The 19,744-nt window shown below is 57.3% G+C and carries 20 protein-coding genes and 1 tRNA gene; 14 read left to right on the top strand and 7 right to left on the bottom strand.

The features are described from left to right. The first annotated feature begins 80 nt into the window (after positions 1 to 80). Both AAIE04_RS24260 and ruvX read left to right on the top strand, forming a co-directional pair. Positions 81 to 644, top strand: a complete 564-nt coding sequence (locus AAIE04_RS24260; RefSeq protein WP_498577813.1) for a YqgE/AlgH family protein — start codon at positions 81 to 83, stop codon at positions 642 to 644. Beyond that, complete coding sequence (ruvX, locus tag AAIE04_RS24255) at positions 644 to 1,066, top strand: Holliday junction resolvase RuvX (RefSeq protein ID WP_019456088.1); 423 nt, start codon at positions 644 to 646, stop codon at positions 1,064 to 1,066. Before AAIE04_RS24260 ends, ruvX begins: the two co-directional genes overlap by 1 nt. On the opposite strand, the gene AAIE04_RS24250 is transcribed toward ruvX, so the two are convergent. Continuing rightward, on the bottom strand, positions 1,063 to 2,085 hold the full coding sequence (locus AAIE04_RS24250) for a type IV pilus twitching motility protein PilT (protein ID WP_498577812.1): 1,023 nt from the start codon (positions 2,083 to 2,085) through the stop codon (positions 1,063 to 1,065). The genes ruvX and AAIE04_RS24250 overlap by 4 nt on opposite strands. 20 nt (positions 2,086 to 2,105) lie before the next feature. On the opposite strand from AAIE04_RS24250, the gene AAIE04_RS24245 reads away from it, so the two are divergent. Genes AAIE04_RS24245 through hemW form a run of 6 tightly spaced genes read left to right on the top strand, consistent with a single transcriptional unit; the run spans position 2,106 to position 6,275 of the window. Beyond that, positions 2,106 to 2,813 carry a YggS family pyridoxal phosphate-dependent enzyme gene (locus AAIE04_RS24245; RefSeq protein WP_498577811.1) on the top strand — a complete coding sequence of 236 codons (708 nt, stop codon included), beginning with the start codon at positions 2,106 to 2,108 and terminating at the stop codon, positions 2,811 to 2,813. A 20-nt stretch (positions 2,814 to 2,833) separates the two neighbouring features. After that, the gene (proC, locus tag AAIE04_RS24240; RefSeq protein WP_498577810.1) at positions 2,834 to 3,655 is read left to right on the top strand and encodes a pyrroline-5-carboxylate reductase; all 822 of its coding nucleotides are present in this window, start codon (positions 2,834 to 2,836) and stop codon (positions 3,653 to 3,655) included. A 31-nt stretch (positions 3,656 to 3,686) separates the two neighbouring features. Next, positions 3,687 to 4,241, top strand: coding sequence for a YggT family protein (locus AAIE04_RS24235; protein WP_198636824.1), 555 nt, complete (start codon positions 3,687 to 3,689; stop codon positions 4,239 to 4,241). Continuing rightward, positions 4,238 to 4,528: a DUF167 family protein YggU gene (yggU, locus tag AAIE04_RS24230; RefSeq protein WP_004948014.1), complete on the top strand. Its 291-nt coding sequence runs from the start codon at positions 4,238 to 4,240 to the stop codon at positions 4,526 to 4,528. The genes AAIE04_RS24235 and yggU overlap by 4 nt, the downstream gene beginning before the upstream one ends. An 18-nt stretch (positions 4,529 to 4,546) precedes the next feature. Then, positions 4,547 to 5,140 (top strand): XTP/dITP diphosphatase, encoded by a 594-nt coding sequence (locus AAIE04_RS24225; protein WP_019456094.1) that lies wholly within the window; start codon positions 4,547 to 4,549, stop codon positions 5,138 to 5,140. Next, positions 5,133 to 6,275, top strand: a complete 1,143-nt coding sequence (hemW, locus tag AAIE04_RS24220; RefSeq protein ID WP_154747812.1) for a radical SAM family heme chaperone HemW — start codon at positions 5,133 to 5,135, stop codon at positions 6,273 to 6,275. The genes AAIE04_RS24225 and hemW overlap by 8 nt, the downstream gene beginning before the upstream one ends. Before the next feature lie 36 nt (positions 6,276 to 6,311). Here hemW and AAIE04_RS24215 read toward each other — a convergent pair whose 3' ends face one another. The 5 genes from AAIE04_RS24215 to trmB form a co-directional block, all read right to left on the bottom strand. Further along, positions 6,312 to 6,746 (bottom strand): DUF29 domain-containing protein, encoded by a 435-nt coding sequence (locus AAIE04_RS24215; RefSeq protein WP_019456096.1) that lies wholly within the window; start codon positions 6,744 to 6,746, stop codon positions 6,312 to 6,314. Between the two features lie 100 nt (positions 6,747 to 6,846). Further along, positions 6,847 to 7,569: a YggN family protein gene (locus AAIE04_RS24210; protein WP_060441034.1), complete on the bottom strand. Its 723-nt coding sequence runs from the start codon at positions 7,567 to 7,569 to the stop codon at positions 6,847 to 6,849. Positions 7,570 to 7,599: 30 nt separating this feature from the next. Then, positions 7,600 to 8,523 (bottom strand): glutaminase B, encoded by a 924-nt coding sequence (glsB, locus tag AAIE04_RS24205; RefSeq protein WP_004937414.1) that lies wholly within the window; start codon positions 8,521 to 8,523, stop codon positions 7,600 to 7,602. A 95-nt stretch (positions 8,524 to 8,618) separates the two neighbouring features. Next, positions 8,619 to 8,945 carry a YggL family protein gene (locus AAIE04_RS24200; protein ID WP_019456098.1) on the bottom strand — a complete coding sequence of 109 codons (327 nt, stop codon included), beginning with the start codon at positions 8,943 to 8,945 and terminating at the stop codon, positions 8,619 to 8,621. Further along, a complete protein-coding gene (gene trmB / locus AAIE04_RS24195) occupies positions 8,945 to 9,664 on the bottom strand; it encodes a tRNA (guanosine(46)-N7)-methyltransferase TrmB (protein WP_016930097.1) in 720 nt (239 codons plus the stop codon). The genes AAIE04_RS24200 and trmB overlap by 1 nt, the downstream gene beginning before the upstream one ends. Before the next feature lie 177 nt (positions 9,665 to 9,841). On the opposite strand from trmB, the gene mutY reads away from it, so the two are divergent. The 3 genes from mutY (at position 9,842) to mltC (ending at position 12,357) form a co-directional block, all read left to right on the top strand. Continuing rightward, the gene (gene mutY / locus AAIE04_RS24190; RefSeq protein WP_498577809.1) at positions 9,842 to 10,942 is read left to right on the top strand and encodes an A/G-specific adenine glycosylase; all 1,101 of its coding nucleotides are present in this window, start codon (positions 9,842 to 9,844) and stop codon (positions 10,940 to 10,942) included. Beyond that, positions 10,939 to 11,211, top strand: a complete 273-nt coding sequence (locus AAIE04_RS24185) for an oxidative damage protection protein (protein ID WP_498577808.1) — start codon at positions 10,939 to 10,941, stop codon at positions 11,209 to 11,211. The genes mutY and AAIE04_RS24185 overlap by 4 nt, the downstream gene beginning before the upstream one ends. Positions 11,212 to 11,280: 69 nt before the next feature. Next, a complete protein-coding gene (gene mltC / locus AAIE04_RS24180) occupies positions 11,281 to 12,357 on the top strand; it encodes a membrane-bound lytic murein transglycosylase MltC (RefSeq protein ID WP_004937402.1) in 1,077 nt (358 codons plus the stop codon). 50 nt (positions 12,358 to 12,407) lie between these two features. On the opposite strand, the gene speF is transcribed toward mltC, so the two are convergent. Beyond that, entirely contained in the window at positions 12,408 to 14,573 is a 2,166-nt protein-coding gene (speF, locus tag AAIE04_RS24175; RefSeq protein ID WP_498577820.1) for an ornithine decarboxylase SpeF, read from the bottom strand. A 704-nt stretch (positions 14,574 to 15,277) separates the two neighbouring features. Between speF and AAIE04_RS24170 the strand changes: the two genes are divergently transcribed. The 3 genes from AAIE04_RS24170 to AAIE04_RS24160 all read left to right on the top strand — a co-directional run bounded on the left by AAIE04_RS24170 (position 15,278) and on the right by AAIE04_RS24160 (position 19,159). Continuing rightward, positions 15,278 to 15,353 (top strand) — tRNA-Phe (locus tag AAIE04_RS24170). Between the two features lie 1,585 nt (positions 15,354 to 16,938). After that, positions 16,939 to 18,234 (top strand): lysine N(6)-hydroxylase/L-ornithine N(5)-oxygenase family protein, encoded by a 1,296-nt coding sequence (locus AAIE04_RS24165; RefSeq protein WP_063918748.1) that lies wholly within the window; start codon positions 16,939 to 16,941, stop codon positions 18,232 to 18,234. 40 nt (positions 18,235 to 18,274) lie between these two features. Continuing rightward, positions 18,275 to 19,159: an ATP-grasp fold amidoligase family protein gene (locus AAIE04_RS24160; protein ID WP_498577807.1), complete on the top strand. Its 885-nt coding sequence runs from the start codon at positions 18,275 to 18,277 to the stop codon at positions 19,157 to 19,159. Positions 19,160 to 19,744: the final 585 nt, after the last annotated feature.

Below are 19,744 nucleotides of genomic sequence, written 5' to 3'. Positions count from 1 at the left end.
GCGCCTTGAAAGGCGGCGGGTATAGCCGCATACTGGCGGCTGTTTATTTTCTCACCCATTGATTACCTTATACTAACGCCATGAATTTACAGCACCATTTTCTGATCGCCATGCCAACCTTGCAGGATCCTCGCTTCAGACGCTCGGTGATTTATATCTGCGAGCACAATGAAGAAGGCGCCATGGGTTTGGTGATCAATAAACCGGTGGAGCAATTCACGGTAGCCACGGTGCTGAGCAAGCTGAAGATCATGCCGCCTGCGCGCGATCCGGCCATCAGCCTGGACAAACCGGTGTTCGCCGGCGGCCCCCTGGCGGACGATCGTGGGTTTATCCTGCATACGCCGCGCCACGGCTTTGGCGCCAGCATTCAAATTTCTCCCAACACCATGATCACCACCTCGAAAGACGTGCTGGAGACGCTCGGCACCCCGGAACAACCGGACGACGTGCTGGTGGCGCTGGGCTATGCAGGTTGGGAAAAGGGCCAGCTGGAGCAAGAGGTGTTGGAAAACGCCTGGCTGACCATCGAAGCCAACACCGACATTCTGTTCCGCACGCCGATCGCCAGCCGCTGGCGCGAGGCGGGGAACCTTCTGGGCATCGATATTCGCAGCATCGCCAACCATGCAGGACACGCCTGATGAGCAACCGCACCATTATCGCCTTCGACTTCGGCACCAAAAGCATCGGCGCGGCCATCGGCCAGGAGCTGACCGGCAGCGCCCGCGCACTGGCGGCGTTCAAAGCGCAAGACGGTTCGCCGGACTGGCTGAAAATTGAAAAACTGCTGAAGGAGTGGCAGCCGGATCTGGTGGTGGTCGGCCTGCCGCTGAACATGGACGGCACCGAACAGCCCGTTACCGCCCAGGCGCGCAAATTCGCCAATCGCCTGCACGGCCGTTTCGGCATCCAGATCGAGCTGCAAGACGAGCGCCTGAGCACCGTAGAAGCGCGCGCCAACCTGTTCGATCGCGGCGGCTTTCGCGCACTCGATAAAGGCAGCGTGGACTCCGCCTCCGCGGTGGTGATCCTCGAAAGCTGGTTCGAACGGCAGCTGGGCTAAACGCCCGCCCTCTCCCCCGCGTTATTCCCCAGCAAACCGGCATCTATCCGCTGCTGCAAACCTTGCTCAAAGGTTTGCATGCCGGACTGCGCGCCGGTTTGCAACACGCTAGCCAGCTGATGCGTTTTCCCTTCGCGGATCAGGCTGCTGACCGCCGCCGTCGCCGTCAGCACTTCGAAGATCGCCACTCGCCCGCCGCCGGGCCGTCTCATCAGCCTTTGCGCGATCACCGCCTGCAGGCTGCCCGCCAGTTGGGCGCGCACATAGGGTTTCTCGTCCGCCGGAAACACGTCCACCAGCCGCTCCACCGCCTGCGGCGCGCTGCGGGTGTGCAGCGTCGCCAGCACCAGGTGGCCGGTCTCCGCCGCGGTGAGCGCCAGCCGGATAGTGGCGACATCACGCAGCTCGCCCAGCAGGATCACGTCGGGATCTTCACGCAGCGCGGCGCGTAACGCCGCATCGAAGCTGTGGCTGTCGCGGCCGATCTCTCGCTGCTGGATCAGCGATCGTCGGCTGCGGTGCAGGAATTCGATCGGATCTTCCAGCGTCAGAATGTGCCGCTGCTGATGCCGGTTGATCTCGTCGATCATCGCCGCCAGCGTGGTGGATTTACCGCTGCCGGTGGCGCCGCTGATCAGGATCAAGCCGTCGTCGCGCCGCAGCAGCGCCGGGACGATGGCCGGCGCCGCCAGCTCGGCAAGCGAGGGCGACTGCCCGGCGATGCGCCGCAACGCGAGAGACATCCCCGCGCTTTGCTGAAAAACGTTGGCGCGCAGCCGCTCCCCGCCCGGCCGGTGCAACGCCAGATCGATCTGCCCCAACCGCTGCAGGCTCTCGCGCTGCTGCGCATTCAGCAATTCGTCGCAGAGGGTCTGCACGCCTTGCGCCGTCAGCGTTGGCGCCGCCGCCAGCGGCTGCAGTTCACCGTCGATGCGCAACATCGGCGGATGACCGGCACAAAGGTGCAGATCGGAAGCATTATGCTTTACACTAAGGGCCACGAATTCATCGATATCCATATCACTCTCCCGGGTCAATAATGAGCACTATCCAACAGAACCTGCAGGATGTCAGAAACCGCATCGCGGCCGCCGCGCAAAACTGCGCGCGGGCGCCAGAAGAAGTTGCCCTGCTTGCCGTCAGCAAAACCAAACCTGTGGCGGCGATCGCAGAAGCCATCGCCGCCGGCCAGCGCGCCTTCGGCGAGAACTACGTGCAGGAAGGGGTAGACAAGATCCGGCATTTCGCCGAATCGCCGCAGGGCGACGAGCTGGTGTGGCACTTTATCGGCCCGCTGCAATCCAATAAGAGTCGGCTGGTGGCGGAACACTTCGCCTGGTGCCATACCGTGGATCGGCTGCGCATCGCCCAGCGCCTGAGCGATCAGCGCCCGGCCGACATGTCGCCGCTCAACGTGCTGATTCAAATCAACATCAGCGACGAGCAAAGCAAATCCGGCATCGCGCTGGCCGAACTGCCGGCGCTGGCCGAGGCGATCGCCGCGCTGCCGAACCTGGCGCTGCGCGGCCTGATGGCCATCCCGGCACCCGAAGCAGATTATCAGCGGCAGCTGGCGGTATTCAGCCGGATGAACGACGCATTTCTCGCCCTGCGTCAGCGTTATCCGCAGGTCGATACGCTGTCGATGGGCATGACGGACGACATGGCGGCGGCGATCGCCGCCGGCAGCACCCTGGTGCGTATCGGCACCGCAATTTTTGGCGCCCGCGACTACTCGCAGGCCTGACAAAACAGACGAGGGATTTGATGCAACATCGCAAGATTACCTTTATCGGCGCCGGCAACATGGCGCGTGCAATCATCGCCGGCTTGGTGGCGGGCGGTTATCCGGCCAAATCCATCAGCGTCTGCGCCCCTTCGCCGAAAAACCGTGACGCGCTGGCGGCGGACTACGGCATCGTCAGCAGCGGCGACAACATCGCCTGCGCGCGCGAGGCCGACGTGGTGGTGCTGGCGGTCAAACCGCAGATGATGGCCGACGTGTGCCAACCGCTGCGCGAGCAGGTCGATTTCAGCGGCAAACTGGTGCTGTCGATCGCCGCCGGCATTCAGGTCAGCCGGTTCTATCAGCTGCTGGGCGACAAGCTGGACATCGTGCGCATCATGCCCAACACCCCGTCGCTGGTCGGCAAAGGTATGAGCGGGCTGTACGCGCCGGCGCAGGTCAGCCAGCAGGATCGCGATTACACCGGCGATTTAATGGCGTCGGTCGGTAAAGTTTGCTGGGTAGATGACGAAAATGGCATCAACGGCGTGATCGCCGCCGCGGGCAGCGCCCCGGCTTATTTCTTCCTGTTTATGGAAGCGATGCAAAAAGAAGCCGAGCGCATGGGCTTCGATAGCCAGACCGCGCGCGATCTGGTGCAGCAGGCCGCTTCCGGCGCCGCCGCGCTGGTTGAAGCCAACCCGGATACGCCGCTGGGTACGCTGCGCGAGCAGGTGACCTCCAAAGGCGGCACCACCGCCGAAGCGCTGCGGGTGTTCAATGAACGCCAGCTGCCGGAAACCGTGACACAAGCGATGCAGGCCGCCGTTTCCCGTGCGCAAGAGATGGAAAAATTATTTTAAATAACCACGAGTTAAGGAGAAGGACCACTTCATGCTAACGCTGACTTTCCTGGTCAAGACCGTTATTGATCTGTACGTAATGGTGCTGTTGCTGCGCATTTGGATGCAATGGACGCGCACCGATTTTTACAATCCGTTCTCGCAGTTCGTGGTGAAGATCACCCAACCGGTGGTCGGCCCGCTGCGCCGCATCATTCCGTCGCTGGGGCCTATCGACAGCGCTTCGCTGTTGCTGGCGTTCCTGCTGATGACCATCAAGTACCCGCTGCTGCTGCTGATTCAAGGCGGTGCGATGTCGCTCAGCCCCTATAACCTGCTGTTCGGCCTGATCTCGCTGGTGAAGTCCGCCGGCTACCTGATCTTCTGGGTGATGATCATTCGCGCGCTGATGAGTTGGGTAAGCCAGGGCCGCAGCCCGATTGACTACGTGATGTACCAGTTGACCGAACCCTTGATGGCGCCGATCCGCCGCATCATCCCGGCGATGGGCGGCATCGACTTTTCCGCCATGGTGGTGATCCTGATTCTCTATCTGATCAACTACCTGGGCATGGATCTGTTCGGCGAGATCTGGTTCCTGCTGTGAGTGCAGTCACTCCGGTGCTGGACGGGCTGGCGATCAGGCTATATATTCAGCCGAAAGCCAGCCGCGACCAAATTATCGGCTTGCATGGCGACGAACTGAAAGTCGCCATCACCGCCCCGCCGGTCGATGGCCAAGCCAACGCCCATCTGATCAAGTTTATCGCCAAGCAGTTCAAAGTGGCGAAAAGCAACGTCACCATCGAGAAAGGCGAACTGGGGCGGCATAAACAGTTACGCATCGTGAATCCGCAACAGATCCCCGCCGTGGTCGCGGCGCTCATCGAATAATTTTCAAGGTAGTCATTTATGCAAAAAGTCGTTCTTGCCACCGGTAATCCGGGCAAAGTGCGCGAACTCGCCGATCTGTTGGCCGATTTCGGCCTGGACGTGGTCGCGCAAACCGATCTGGGCGTGGAATCCGCCGAAGAGACCGGCCTGACGTTTATCGAAAACGCCATTCTGAAAGCGCGCCATGCGGCACAGGTCACCGGCCTGCCGGCGATCGCCGACGACTCCGGCCTGGCGGTAGATGCGCTGGGCGGCGCGCCGGGCATCTACTCCGCACGCTACGCCGGTGAAGACGCCGACGATCGGCAGAACCTCGACAAACTGTTGGCGGCGCTGAAAGACGTGGCGCCAGGCCAGCGCGGCGCGCAATTCCACTGCGTGCTGGTCTATCTGCGCCACGCACAAGACCCGACGCCGCTGGTGTTCCACGGCAGCTGGGCCGGCGAGATCGCCGAGCAGGCAGCCGGTGAAGGCGGCTTCGGTTACGATCCTGTCTTCTACGTGCCGGAACTGGGCCGCACCGCCGCCGAGCTGAGCCGCGACGAAAAGCGGGCGATTTCTCACCGCGGCAAGGCGCTGAAGCTGATGTTGGAAACCCTGCGCAATGCTTAAGCTGCCCCCGCTGAGTCTCTATATCCACATCCCGTGGTGCGTGCAGAAATGCCCGTACTGCGACTTCAACTCCCATGCGCTGAAGGGTGACGTGCCGCATCAGGAGTATGTCGATCATCTGTTGGCGGATCTGGATGCCGATCTACCGCTGGCCGGCGGCCGGGAGATAAGCACCATATTTATCGGCGGCGGCACCCCCAGCCTGCTGAGCGCCGAGGCGATGCAAGCCTTGCTGGACGGCGTGCGGGCGCGCATTCGCGTCGCCGACGACGCCGAAATCACCATGGAAGCCAACCCCGGCACCGTGGAGGCCGATCGCTTCAGCGGCTACCAGCGCGCCGGCGTCAACCGCATCTCCATCGGGGTGCAGAGCTTCAGCGCCGAGAAGCTGACCCGCCTGGGGCGCATCCACGGCCCGGAAGAGGCCAAGCGCGCGGCGACTCTGGCGACTGGCCTCGGCCTGCGCAGCTTCAACCTCGATCTGATGCACGGCCTGCCGGACCAGTCGCTGGAAGAGGCGCTGGACGATCTGCGCCAGGCTATCGCCCTCAACCCGCCGCACCTGTCGTGGTATCAGCTTACCATCGAGCCGAACACCCTGTTCAGTTCACGCCCGCCGGTTTTGCCGGACGACGATGCGCTGTGGGACATCTTCGAACGCGGTCACCGGCTGTTGAGCGCCGCCGGCTATCAGCAGTACGAAACCTCGGCCTACGCCAAGCCGGGCTACCAATGCCAACACAACCTCAATTACTGGCGCTTCGGCGACTATCTGGGGATCGGCTGCGGCGCGCACGGCAAGGTGACCTTCAGCGACGGCCGCATCCTGCGCACCGCCAAGACCAAACACCCGCGCGGCTTCATGCGTGGCGACTACATGGATAAGCAGCATGAGGTGGCGGCGGCGGATCGGCCGTTCGAGTTCTTCATGAACCGCTTCCGCTTGCTGGAAGCCGCGCCGCGCGCCGACTTCGTCAACTACACCGGGCTGGCGGAAAGCGTCATTCGCCCGCAATTGGACGAGGCGCTGGCCAAAGGCTATCTGGAGGAAACCGCGGAGCACTGGCAGATCACCGAGAAGGGCAAACTGTTCCTCAACTCGCTGCTGGAGCTGTTCCTGGCGGACGACGAGTAAAAAAAAGCGCTGAATAATCAGCGCTTTTTATTGGTGTTAATCCGGGTAAAACGTCTGAGACAGAATCTGCTGAGTTTCCCAGATGCCGTTTTCCGGATAGACATCCAGCCCAGTTTCGGCCGTAGCGAGCGCAACGGCCTTCGACCAGACGACATCCAGCCAATCAGCATCGCCCAGTTTACCTTTTAGGCTAGGCGACTCTTTCAAGCTGTAAAGCACCTCTTTACGCTGCGCTTTAATCGTTCTCTCCCAGCTGGTTCCACGCCTGGCCGGCTGATATTTCCATTTAAGCAAATGTGCAATCAGCACCGTCATCCGGCTAGCAAGTTCCCTTTGCTCGCTCTTCCCCACGTCCTCAATCTCCTCGGCGATCTTTTCAATATCGATCTCAGACAATTTTCCGGAGCGCAAAAGAGCGGCCTGTTCATTTGCCCAGGCAACAACATCGGTTTCGTAGCGTGTATGGCTCATAGCGTCCTCCGTCAACATCCATAAATCTGTACGTAGTTTAACCAGTCTGTCAGATAAGCTTCAGAAGGTCAAAAAACAGACTACCGAGAAGGTTCTTAAATCATTTCAACGCCTTCAGCAGATCCTTGCGCTGAGTTTCCAGTGCGGTGACGCGGTTACACACATCGTGGCCGAAGTTCTGGAAGTCCTGTTCCTGGTTGTTCCACTCGTTCTGGATCGCCTTCTGCAAGCCGCCCAGGTTGCCCATGATCGCCTGCAGCGGGTTGCCGCCGCTGTTGGCGGCCTGTTTGACGCCCATCTCGTTCAGGCTGTCCTGCAGCACGCCGCCCATGCTCTGCTGCACGATGTTGCGGCCGTCCTGTTCCACTTGGTCGATCGCCTTGTGGTGGAAGGTCAGGCCGTCGCTGCGGTGCTCGATGATACGGTTCATTTGCTGTTTCAGCTGGCCATTCAGGGTGGTCAGGCGGTTGCGCACGTTGCTGTTGCTGCCCAGCTCTTTGACAATCACCTTATCCAGCGCCGAGCGGGCTTTCTCCAGGTGTTTCTGCGCGCCGTCGTCGATCCACGGCAGCTGCTTGCGCAGCGCGCTCTGGTAACTGAAGGCTTTCTGCCGCTGGCTGTCGTTCAGGCTCAGCGCCTGGCCGTTGCGGATCACATCGCCGTCCGGCGAGATTTGCAGGTCGCCGCTGGCGCCTTTCACCTGCACGCTTTGCGGGCTGATGATCACATCGTCCTGGGGTTTAACGCTGCATTGGTACTCGGCGTGGGCCTGCGCGGCAGTCGCCGCCAGCAGCAGTAAGGCTAACCCGGTTTTCTTCAACATAGCTTCTCCTGACTCCCATCCAGATTGGGATTAAAAAATCGAACGACCGATACGTTGAGACAACAGTTCCAGCGCCGCAGTTCCCGCCAACGAGTTACCGGATGCATCCAGCTCCGGCGACCAGACGACGATCGACAGCTCATCCGGCACGATGGCCACGATGCCGCCGCCCACGCCGGACTTGCCAGGCATTCCCACCCGATAGGCGAATTCGCCGGCGCCGTCGTACATGCCGCTGGTCATCATCAGGGCGTTGATCTGCCGGGCCTGCAGCGGGCTGATCACCGCCTCGCCGCTGAGATCGCGGCCGTGGTTAGCCAGATAGACGAAGCTGCGCGCCAGTTCCACGCAGCTCATGCGCAGCGCGCAGTAGTGGAAATAGGTTTGCAGCACGGTGATCACGTCGTTTTCGAAGTTGCCGAACGACTTCATCAGATAGGCGATGGCCGCATTGCGATCGGAGTGTTCGAACTCGGAGCGCGCCACCCGTAGGTCATAGGCCAGATCGTCTTCGCCGGCCAACTGACGCACCACCTCCAGCATGCGCTGTTTGGGGGCGCTGAGCCGGGTTTGCAGCATGTCGCACACCACCAGCGCACCGGGGTTGATAAACGGATTGCGCGGTTTGCCCTGCTCCATCTCCAGCTGCAGCAGCGAGTTGAACGGCAGGCCGGAAGGCTCTTTGCCCACGCGCCGCCAGATCTCAGGCTCCTGATAGCGCGTCAGCGCCAGCGTCAGGCTCAGCACTTTAGAGATCGACTGGATAGAGAAGCGCTCCGCGGCGTCGCCGGCCTGGAACAGTTCACCGTCCACCGTGCAAACGGCGATCGCCAACCGGTCGGCGGGCACTTCTGCCAACGCAGGGATGTAGTCGGCCACTTTCCCCTGGCCAATCAGTGGGCGCACCTGTTGCAGGATCTCCTCCAGCAACGCGTTATCCAATGTTGTTACCACCTCGGTCACACTCCGGGCAAAACAAAGGCGCCGTTAAGGCACCTTAGATCAATAAAACGGCGCGGCGCGAAGCCGTGCTCATCGGGCAAGCGCGATCAATCCCACCAGATATCGAACAGATCGCTGACCTTAACGTCGGTCAGTTTGCGCGCTTCCAGCCAGTTTTTCACCAGTTCGCGCTGCTCGTCGGTGCAGTGGCCGATCTTCTGCAGGCAGATCAGACCTTCCCACTGCAGGTAGCCGCTGCCGTCAAACGCCAGACCGTTCGGCTCGATCACTTCATCGATGAAGGTATCCAACGTGCTGTCGATGTCTTCCACCGACGTGCCTTCGGCGAAACGCCAGGCTACGGAGAAACCCAGCTCCTGAAATTCTTCAATGTGCAATTTTTTACGTAAACGACGACTGCGGTTCTTAGCCATTATTCTTTCCTCTCAAACATCAAGTCCCAAACGCCATGTCCCAGGCGCTGGCCGCGTAATTCAAATTTCGTCAGCGGGCGTGAATCCGGACGCGGCACGTAATCATTATCGCTGGAAAGATTACGATAGCCTGCGACCCCGTTCATAACCTCTAACATATGTTCCGCATAAGGTTGCCAATCGGTGGCCATGTGGAAGACGCCGCCGGTCTTCAGTTTGCGCAGTACCAGTTCGACAAACGGCGTTTGCACGATGCGGCGCTTGTTGTGGCGCGCCTTGTGCCACGGATCGGGGAAGAACAGCTGCACCATGTCCAGCGAGCCGTCCGGGATCATGTTTTCCAGCACTTCAACCGCGTCGTGACACATCACGCGCAGGTTGCTCAGCTTCGCCTCGTGGGCGTCGGCCAGGCAGGCGCCCACGCCCGGCGAGTGCACCTCAATCCCTAAAAAGTTCTGCTGCGGGTTGTTGCCCGCCATGGTCACCAGCGAGGCGCCCATGCCAAAACCGATCTCCAGCACCGTCGGCGCTTCGCGGCCAAACAGTGCGGCAAGATCGACAGCTTCAGCCTGATACTCCACGCCCATCACCGGCCAATAGTTCTCCAGCGCGTGCTGCTGGCCTTTGGTCAGCCGCCCCTGGCGGCGGACAAAACTGCGGATACGGCGCATCGCGCGGCCGTTCTCATCAAATTCCGGGGAGATGACGTCATTAATCATAGTGCTTTCTGTCTGTTTGGCTGCCAATTAGGGAAACGCGCATTATGCAAAGATACATTGGTTTAGCAAGTGTTCATCTTCTGTACCCGCCGTGCGGCGTCGGAAAGTTCCGGTTTACAGCATCATGACTCTATGCTGCAATCTCGCTTCATTTTCTGCCGGATAACGACTCTGCTCATGATGCAAGCACAACAATTCGCACAGGTGGTGCTTGACTGGTACCAGCGCTACGGCCGCAAAACCCTGCCGTGGCAGCTGGAGAAAACCGCCTATCAAGTATGGCTCTCCGAGGTGATGTTGCAACAGACTCAGGTTGCCACCGTCATTCCTTATTTTCAGCGCTTTATGGCTCGTTTTCCCAACGTGCGTGCGCTGGCGGAAGCCCCGCTGGACGAAGTGTTGCATCTATGGACCGGTCTCGGCTATTACGCCCGCGCCCGCAACCTGCACAAGGCGGCGCAGACCATTGTCTCACAGCACGGCGGCGAGTTCCCGACAACCTTCGAAGAAATCGCCGATTTGCCGGGCGTCGGCCGCTCCACCGCCGGCGCGGTGCTGTCGTTGGCGCTGGGCCAACACTATCCGATCCTCGACGGCAACGTGAAGCGCGTGCTGGCCCGCTGCTACGCGGTAGAAGGCTGGCCGGGCAAGAAAGAGGTCGAAAACCGGCTGTGGAAAATCAGCGAAGAGGTCACCCCGGCACAGGGCGTCGGCCAGTTCAACCAGGCGATGATGGATCTGGGCGCCATGGTCTGCACCCGCTCCAAACCCAAGTGTGAACTCTGCCCGCTCAACGTCGGCTGCCTGTCTTACGCCAATCACAGCTGGGCCAACTACCCCGGCAAGAAACCCAAGCAGACCCTGCCGGAAAAAACCGCTTATTTCTTGTTGCTGCAGCACGGCGACCGCGTGTGGCTGGAGCAGCGCCCGACGGTGGGCCTGTGGGGCGGCCTGTTCTGCTTCCCACAGTTCAGCGCGCGCGTGGATTTGGAACTCTGGCTGCAGCAGCGCGGTCTGAAAGGCAAGCGCCTGGAACAGCTGACCGCGTTTCGCCACACGTTCAGCCATTTCCATCTCGATATCGTGCCGATGTGGCTGTCGCTCGACGCGGCGGGCAGCGGCATGGATGAGGGAGCGGGTCTCTGGTATAACTTAGCGCAGCCGCCGTCGGTCGGGCTGGCAGCGCCGGTGGAGCGCCTGTTGCAACAGCTGGCGAAGCAGCCCCCGATCCAACAAAACTTATATGGCGATAGCGCCATCGATGAGGAATTAGCATGAGCCGCACCATTTTTTGTACTTTCCTGCAGCGCGACGCCGAGGGCCAGGACTTCCAGCTTTATCCCGGCGACATCGGCAAGCGCATCTACAACGAGATCTCCAAGGAGGCCTGGAGCGAGTGGATGAAGAAGCAGACCATGCTGATCAACGAGAAGAAGCTGAACATGATGAACGTGGATGATCGCAAACTGCTGGAAGAGGAAATGATCAAGTTCCTGTTCGAAGGGCACGACGTGCACATCGAAGGCTATACGCCGCCGAGCGAATAACGCTGTTGGGGCCAGGCGCTGGCCCGCTTCAATCCTCTTATACTTCTACTTCTTCCAAACGGCTTTAAGATGAAGAAAATTTTAGCTTTGCTCGTAATAGCGCCTTTGCTGATCTCCTGTTCCGGCAAAAAAAGTGAAGAAATCAACGAAGCCTGGATCAAAGACACCAACGGCTTCGACATTCTGATGGGGCAATTCGCTCACAACATCGAGAACATCTGGGGTCTGAACGAAGTTCTGATCGCCGGGCCGAAAGACTACGTCAAATATACCGACCAATACCAAACCCGCAGCCACATCAACTTCGACACCGGCGCCATCACCATCGAAACCATCGCCACCACCGATCCAGCCGCGCACCTGCGCCAGGCGATCATCAGCACGCTGCTGATGGGTGACGATCCGGGTTCCATCGATCTCTATTCCGACGCCAACGATATCCAGATCAGCAAAGAGCCGTTCCTGTACGGCCAGGTGCTGGATAACAAAGGCGCGCCGATCCGCTGGGAATGGCGCGCGGCGCACTTCGCCGATTACCTGCTGCAAACTAAGCTGCAAAAACGCACCTCCGGCCTGCACGTCATCTACTCGGTCACCATCCAACTGGTGCCGAACCACCTGGACAAACGTGCGCATAAATATCTGCCGATGGTGCGCAAGGCGTCGGAAAAATACGGCGTGGACGAGTCGCTGATCCTGGCTATCATGCAGACCGAATCGAGCTTCAACCCGTATGCGGTGAGCGGTTCGGACGCGCTGGGCCTGATGCAGGTGGTGCAGCACACCGCCGGTAAGGATGTGTTCCAGATGCGCGGCAAATGGGGCACCCCGAGCCGCAGCTACCTGTTCGATCCGGAGAACAACATCGACACCGGCACCGCCTATCTGGCAATCCTGCAGAACAACTACCTGGGCGGCATTCAGAACCCGACCTCGCGCCGCTATGCGGTGATCACCGCCTACAACGGCGGCGCAGGCAGCGTGCTGCGGGTGTTCTCCAGCGACCGAACGCGCGCGGTGGGCATCATCAACGGCATGCAGCCGGGCGACGTGTACCAAACGCTGACCACCAAACACCCGGCCGCCGAGTCGCGCCGCTATCTGGTGAAAGTGAATACCGCACAGAAGAGCTACCGCAGAAAGTAACGCTTCCCGCGTGGATAAATGAGAAGGGCCGGTGCGAACTGGCCCTTTTTTTACTGCTTGATCATATAGCCGAAGATGCGCTTCCAGCCGTGATCTTTCTTCTCGATGTAGACCCCCTGCAGCTCCGGCGAGAAGCCCGGCAGGCGGTTGATCCCCTCTTCCAGCGCCAGGAAGTAGCGCTGCACCGCTCCACCCCACACTTCACCCGGCACCACGCACAGCACGCCCGGCGGATACGGCAAGGCCCCTTCCGCCGCGATGCACCCTGCAGCCTGGCCGATCGGCACCAGCTCGACGTTGTCGCGGATAAACTCCACGTTGGCGTCCTGCGGGTTCATCACCACCGGCGGGAAATGATCCTGACGGAACATCTCTTTTTGCAGCTGTTTGACGTCAAAGCTGACGTACAGATCGTGCATCTCCTGACACAGCCGGCGAATGCTGTAGCCGCGATAACGCTGCTCGTTCTTGCGGTACACCGTCGGCAGCACCACGCTCAGCGGCGCATCTTCTTCAACATAGCGTTCGAACTGCGCCAGCATCTCCACCAGTTGCTCCATCTTGGCCGGGTTCTCCGCCGGGGTCAGCAGGAACAGGATCGAATTGAGATCGCACTTCTCCGGCACGATGCCGTTCTCGCGCAGGAAGTTGGCCAGAATGGTGGCTGGCACGCCGAACGCGGTGTATTGGCCGGTCGCGGCGTCAATGCCCGGCGTAGTCAGCAGCAGCTTGCACGGATCGACCAAATACTGATCCTGGGCATAGCCTTCAAAGCCGTGCCACGTTTCCCCCGGCACGAAGGTGAAGAAGCGCGCGTCGTTGGCGATCAGATCGGTATCGTGATCCTGCCAATCTTTGCCCGCCACCTGCTGCGGAATAAACGGTTTCAGTTGGGAACAGCGCTTGAGCAGCTGTTTGCGCGTCTCGATGCCCAGCTTGACGCAGTCCATCCACATGCGGCGCCCGGCGGGGCCGGCGTGCATCTTGGCGTTGACGTCCAGCGCGGCGAACAGCGGATAGAACGGACTGGTCGACGCATGCAGCATAAACGCATTGTTCAGGTGCTTATGGTTGCAGTGGCGCTTTTGCCCTTTGATATGGTCATCTTTCTTATGGATCTGCGACGTCTGCGAGAACCCCGCCTGCTGCTTATGCACCGACTGAGTGACGAAGATGCCCGGATCGTGCTCGTCCAGCTCCAGCAGCAGCGGCGAGCACTCTTTCAGCATCGGAATAAAACCTTCGTAGCCCACCCAGGCGGAGTCGAACAGAATGTAGTCGCACAGGTGGCCGATGGTGTCGATCACCTGGCGAGCGTTGTAAATCGTGCCGTCGTAGGTGCCGAGCTGAATGATAGCCAGCCGGAACGGCCGCGCTGCCGCAGCCTTCTCCGGCGCCACTTCGCGGACCTGCTCGCGCAGGTAACGTTCGTCGAAGCAGTGCGCATCGATGCCGCCGATAAAGCCGAACGGGTTGCGGGCAGTTTCCAGATAGACCGGCGTAGCACCGGCCTGGATCAGCGCCCCGTGGTGGTTGGATTTGTGGTTGTTGCGATCGAACAGCACCAGATCGCCGCGGGTCAGCAGCGCATTGGTCACCACCTTGTTGGCCGCCGAGGTGCCGTTGAGCACGAAGTAGGTTTTATCGGCGTTGAACACCCGCGCCGCGTGCTTCTGCGCATCTTTGGCCGAGCCTTCATGGATCAGCAGATCGCCCAGCTTGACGTCAGCGTTGCACATGTCGGAACGGAAAAGGGTTTCACCGTAGAAATCGAAAAACTGCCGGCCGGCCGGGTGCTTGCGGAAAAACTCGCCGCCCTGGTGCCCCGGGCAGGCAAAGGTAGAATTTTCCATCTCGACGTAGGTCTTCAGCGTTTTGAAGAACGGCGGCAGCAGCGCCTGCTCATAGGCATCGGCAGCGGCCTCCAGCTGCGCCATGTAGAACGGCTTGCTGGCGCCGGCCAGCAGTGCGAACACACCACTGACGAACGGCAGATAGTCCGGAGAAAGATGCTCGTCCCCTTCCACCGCCACGAAGGTCGGAATGTCGAACCCCGTCGCCTGCAAGCGCGTCAGAATGCCGGCGTTCACGTCGGCGACCGACACTACCACCGCCGCCACGTCGGTGTAGTCCGTCTGCTCTACGCGCACGATCTGGCGCAGCGTCTCAATGGTGGCGACCAGGCTGGCGCTGGTCGCGATTTTCAATTCTTTCATCATGCTGACTCTCAAACGGTGAAGGATGAGGGTGTGCCACCGGCACGGTAATGAGATAACGCGGTTATCCCGGCAAAAGCGATGCCCGGGCACGGCAGCATAAGCGACGTGCGTGACCGCCTCATGATCGGGGATCGTGACGGTTATCGGAGGAACCGATCTGGGCAGCGTCCGACAGGCATCAGTAAAATCAAGGCCGCAGCGCTGGCTTTACGCATGCCTAACAGCGAGCATCAGGCGGGCTTACCGCATGGCCGGCAGGCGTATTCGGACGGATGACGTACGGAGGAAGCAACGACAGAACGGTGGCGGCGTCAGATGTCTGGAGCACGAAAGCGCTTGAGCGACAAAAACAGTCATGCCAATAACCCTCTGACTTAATAAGAAGCGTGAACACCGTCAGGGAACGGAGAGTGCTAAAATTTGCGCAATGATTGCATGATTCGCTGCGGGGTTCAAGCAAGAGTCATCTTGATTGAGCGTCCGTTGATTAAACCTTAATACGCTGTTATTTAAATAGAATTATATATAAACCCATTTCCTTTACGGTATAAATACACGTTTTATATGCATATTTATTGGATGACAATCGCCGCCTGCCTCACCCCACGCCTGGCTCGCTGCCTGAAAATAGAGCAACCGATCGGCTTTGTGACAGAAAGCGATTGACGCCATCCGGCCAATACGGTTTAATGCGCCCCGTTGCCCGGATAGCTCAGTCGGTAGAGCAGGGGATTGAAAATCCCCGTGTCCTTGGTTCGATTCCGAGTCCGGGCACCATATTTAGAGAACCCAGCCTATGGCTGGGTTTTTGCTTTTCAGAGACAGGACTCTCCATCGAACTGCGTTCGATTATTCGGCCAAAGGCCTCACCCTGCGGGCCAGCGCTGAAGCGCTGTTCAACACGGCGCCAGCGCCGGTTGTCCGAGTCCGGTCGCCCTATTCAGAAGAACCCGCCTATGGCGGGTTTTTCGCTTTCTGGGGTACGGACTCTCCATCGAACTGCGTTCGATTATTCGGCCAAGGGCCTCACCCTATGGGCCAGCGCTGAAGCGCTGTTCAACGCGGCGCCAGCGCCGGTTGTCCGAGTCCGGTCGCCCTATTCAGAAGAACCCGCCTATGGCGGGTTATTCGCTTTGTGGGTTCGCGCTACCCGACCGTACAGGTTCTGATTAATAAAATGCTATCTGAATTATTAAAAATATTACTCAGCTAATAAATCTCTCGCAAAAATTCCGCTCCTCCCGTGCATATCCATTAGCCAAAAAGTGAATGCCCTCCTCATTACACGCGGAAGGTGTATTGATCATGCTCAGTCAAATGAGTAGTGGAGGAAAGAGAGGCAGAACAGCAAACGGCATTATTTACGAATAGGCCGTAGTTTTAATAAAAAATAAAGCTAAATATATTGCCTTACATAGAGTAATAACGCAGGTCTATGCACATCCCTGACCAGACAGTTTTTCACTCTGGCTGGAGAGTAGAAATGCATGGAGTTAACCGGGCTCTCCACTTGGTTGCCCTGCGGGTTAAATGCCAGTCACGATGGCCAAACGGATTGTCGGATAGAACTCGCTAGCCTGGTCGCCGTACCAGAATCTTTCGCAGCCGGCTCGAGCAATCACCCTCCCCTGGCAATCGTTGCCCTCATTAGTTAAACAAAAGGTAAACCCAAGAGTTAACGCGAACAATCCATGCCCACGGGTTTATGCAACGGGTGGGTAAAATCTTACTGTTTAGCGCGGTAATAAGGAAAAACCAGGGGAAAAATGCCAGGCTCGACTCCGGTTAACTGGCGCGCCACGCCCCAGCGGAACAAAATCAACCCATTGAATTTATTTAAAAAACAGAAATAAAAACCAATCGATTTTATAATTTCACTTCTGATTTCATATTTTCAAAAAGCACCCGGCTTCTAATATCACGTTATTTCACCTTCCCAGCGCCTATTTTAAGGCTATCCTAAGCAACAAATACCTGATCTCAGAAATGCCAGACGAACGCAGGCTGGCGCATACAGCAGAAAAACAGATGAGTACCCGAACGGTTGACCTCTTCCCCAAGGTTACTGTTTTCATGACGTGATGAATCAGGTTTATCAGATTCTTACTTAAGAATATTAATTAAATACACACGCAAGCTTTCATAGGGATTTTCATGGAAAGAAAACACCCGTAGCCTTTACCTTATGCGCTACCGAATTTTAAACGGACATTTAAAAATACGACATTTTTAACCCGTGCAATTTTTAATCACATTTAATTCGTGAAGTTTACTTATAAGAAAAAGACAGCCTGGTTGCTATGAGCCACCCCATCTGCAGCCGTATTTCTGGGTATTATTCTCATTATACTGGAGCTTATTAATGAATCAGCGTTTGGATATCATCGGTATTGGCCTTGGCCCGTCGAATCTTAGCCTGGCGGCCTTAGGGAGTGAAATAGAGGGATTTACGGGGCAATTCCTTGAACGCAAACCTCATTTCTCTTGGCATCCAGGGATGATCCTGGCGGATTGCAGCATGCAGACCAACTTTTTAAAAGATTTGGTGAGCGCAGTTGCCCCAACCAACCCCTATAGTTTTCTCAACTATCTGGTAAAAAACAGAAAGTTCTACCGATTCCTGACAACGGAACAGCGCACCGCGTCGCGTGAAGAATTCGCCGATTACCTCACCTGGGCCGCGAGCGGAATGGGATCGTTGGCGTTCAATCAAGACGTTCAGCGGGTCGAGTTTGACGATCGGGAGCGCCAATTCGTGGTCACGACCTCAAATGCAGTATTCCACGCCAGACACGTAAGCATAGGTATTGGTAAGAAAATAAAGTTGCCGGACTGCGTGACGGCGCAAAACGATCGCTGTTTCCATGCCAGCGAAATGATGCTGCGCAACCCCAACCTGGCAGGCAAACGCGTGGCGATCGTCGGCGGTGGCCAGAGCGGCGCGGATCTGTTCCTGAATATTTTTAAAGGGGAATGGGGGCAGCCGGAACAACTCGACTGGATATCACGGCGCAATAATTACAACGCGCTTGATGAAGCGGCCTTTGCCAACGAATATTTCACGCCTGATTACGTCGAGAGCTTTTACTCGCTCGATAGCGCGGCCAAGCGGCATATGCTGGCCGAGCAGAAGATGACCTCAGACGGCATCACCAGCGAATCGCTGCTGGCCATTTATCGCGCCATGTACCACCGCTTCGATGTATTGCGCGAGAAATTATGGGTGCGCCTGCTGCCCAGCCGTTCGCTAACGGCCTTGAAGCACACGCTGGATAACGCCTACCAACTCGAAACGCACCATCATCTCGATCATGGCCAGGAAGCCTTCAAGGCGGACGTGGTGATCTTTGCTACCGGTTATCAATCGGCGACGCCAGAGTTCCTTGAACCTTTAGCCCACCGTTTATTGACCACTGCCGACGGCGAATACCGCATAGCCCCTGATTTTACCTTTGAGTGGGAAGGCCCTGCGGAGAACTGTTTATTCGCCATGAACGCCAGTATGCATAATCACGGCATTGCCGATCCTCAGTTGAGCCTGATGGCGTGGCGATCGGCTCGCATTCTTAATCGGGCGTTAGATCACCAGCCATTTGATCTGGGAACCACGCCGACCGCCATGCAATGGCGCAGTGAAAGCGTGTTACCCGCGCTTTAAGTCTTAATCATTGTCACTACGCTTTGATGGAATCAGGTATATGAAAAGACAAATCATTAAATTTATTACGAAGAATCTGGCCGTATTGGCCCCCGAATTCAAGGCCAGATTGCTCTACAAAAAGGCATTTGGCAAACCGTTAAACTTACAGGCGCCATCTACCTGGAATGAAAAGATCAATCACCTGAAGTTGAATGGCTATAGTCATAATGCGTTGGTGAAGCAGTGCGCGGATAAATACGCGGTAAGACAGTACATCAAAGATCAAGGGTGCGAAGAGATCCTTAATGAATTGTACTTTGCCTGTGACTCAGTAAGCGATATCCCGTGGGACTCATTGCCGGATAAGTTCGTGATCAAAGGGAATCATGGTTCCGGATATAACCTGATTTGCCAGAATAAAAAATTACTGAATATCAAGAGCGCTGCCAAATTGATCGATGGCTGGATGAGGGATGATTATTGGAAAACCTATGTAGAGCTCAACTACAAAGGAATACAAAAGAAGATCATTGGGGAGAAGTATATCGAATCGGCCAATGGCCACGGACCTGAAGACTATAAGATCTATTGCTTCCGCGGTGTGCCATACTGCACCTTGCTGTGCGTCGGCAGAGAGACTGGGTCGCCAAAATATTACTTCTTTGACAAAGATTTCAAGTTTCTGTGCTACAGCGAAGACTGCCAGGCATTAAACCAGGAACAGATAGACGCTTTCGTAAAACCTGAAGGTTACGACGAGCTGTTTGAGTATGCTACACGCTTGTCGGCGCCCTTCGAGTTTGTTCGCGTTGATTTCTACATTTCCAAAGGCCAAATCATTTTCGGCGAGCTGACCTTTACCCCTTCCGCCGGGCTGGATACGGATATCCTGCCGCCAACCGATGTTTTACTTGGCGAGATGTTGACGTTGCAACAGCACTGATTTTCAGAGGACACCCGCTGAGGAGAAATACCGGCAGGCATTTTTGCAGCCCGCCAGCCGGTATTGCCTTAAGGATCATCGGGCCGATGATCCCGCCTGTTCCATACCGCCGTTACAGCACAGCTCCCAGCCTCCTGCCCCTCTGCCTGCCCAGCACATGATTCAGGAACAATACCTCAGCCAGGCTGCATAACCGTTTGAAAAACAATGGTATTAATACATTAATAAGAATCGTTTACATATTTATAATAAAATGTTCTATATGTATAGGTAGCTATAATATAAGATACCGGAAAGTTTCCCTGGTGTTGTTGTGTGTCTTTGCCCTATTTTATAGGGCTTTTTTCACTGATATTATTGGATAACCTTGTGTTTACATGCCTTCACGCAGATTCTCTTCCTCACAAAAATCATAACCATTTCTAATTAATTTTAACCCCTCTTATTCCTGTACTCGCCAATAATAACAATGGGTTGCTATTAACTCTGCAAAGCGACTGACGGCCCGCTTGTGGGCTTCGGCCGCAATTCGCCGCCGGAATGCCCATCCAAAGGATAGGTTTTTACCGGGCGCGTACGGGTGCT

It is taken from the genome of Serratia sp. Ae19-1 (assembly GCF_059801225.1).
The sequence above is the reverse complement of the archived record's forward strand: the minus strand, read 5'-3'. Positions and strand labels throughout refer to the sequence as shown.

Bases quoted from the DNA above. Each gene is read 5' to 3' on its own strand.
- AAIE04_RS24260 (WP_498577813.1), top strand. From the start codon at position 81: ATGAATTTACAGCACCATTTTCTGATCGCCATGCCAACCTTGCAGGAT.
- ruvX (WP_019456088.1), top strand. From the start codon at position 644: ATGAGCAACCGCACCATTATCGCCTTCGACTTCGGCACCAAAAGCATC.
- AAIE04_RS24250 (WP_498577812.1), bottom strand. From the start codon at position 2,085: ATGGATATCGATGAATTCGTGGCCCTTAGTGTAAAGCATAATGCTTCC.
- AAIE04_RS24245 (WP_498577811.1), top strand. From the start codon at position 2,106: ATGAGCACTATCCAACAGAACCTGCAGGATGTCAGAAACCGCATCGCG.
- proC (WP_498577810.1), top strand. From the start codon at position 2,834: ATGCAACATCGCAAGATTACCTTTATCGGCGCCGGCAACATGGCGCGT.
- AAIE04_RS24235 (WP_198636824.1), top strand. From the start codon at position 3,687: ATGCTAACGCTGACTTTCCTGGTCAAGACCGTTATTGATCTGTACGTA.
- AAIE04_RS24225 (WP_019456094.1), top strand. From the start codon at position 4,547: ATGCAAAAAGTCGTTCTTGCCACCGGTAATCCGGGCAAAGTGCGCGAA.
- hemW (WP_154747812.1), top strand. From the start codon at position 5,133: ATGCTTAAGCTGCCCCCGCTGAGTCTCTATATCCACATCCCGTGGTGC.
- AAIE04_RS24215 (WP_019456096.1), bottom strand. From the start codon at position 6,746: ATGAGCCATACACGCTACGAAACCGATGTTGTTGCCTGGGCAAATGAA.
- AAIE04_RS24210 (WP_060441034.1), bottom strand. From the start codon at position 7,569: ATGTTGAAGAAAACCGGGTTAGCCTTACTGCTGCTGGCGGCGACTGCC.
- AAIE04_RS24200 (WP_019456098.1), bottom strand. From the start codon at position 8,945: ATGGCTAAGAACCGCAGTCGTCGTTTACGTAAAAAATTGCACATTGAA.
- trmB (WP_016930097.1), bottom strand. From the start codon at position 9,664: ATGATTAATGACGTCATCTCCCCGGAATTTGATGAGAACGGCCGCGCG.
- mutY (WP_498577809.1), top strand. From the start codon at position 9,842: ATGATGCAAGCACAACAATTCGCACAGGTGGTGCTTGACTGGTACCAG.
- AAIE04_RS24185 (WP_498577808.1), top strand. From the start codon at position 10,939: ATGAGCCGCACCATTTTTTGTACTTTCCTGCAGCGCGACGCCGAGGGC.
- mltC (WP_004937402.1), top strand. From the start codon at position 11,281: ATGAAGAAAATTTTAGCTTTGCTCGTAATAGCGCCTTTGCTGATCTCC.
- speF (WP_498577820.1), bottom strand. From the start codon at position 14,573: ATGAAAGAATTGAAAATCGCGACCAGCGCCAGCCTGGTCGCCACCATT.
- AAIE04_RS24165 (WP_063918748.1), top strand. From the start codon at position 16,939: ATGAATCAGCGTTTGGATATCATCGGTATTGGCCTTGGCCCGTCGAAT.
- AAIE04_RS24160 (WP_498577807.1), top strand. From the start codon at position 18,275: ATGAAAAGACAAATCATTAAATTTATTACGAAGAATCTGGCCGTATTG.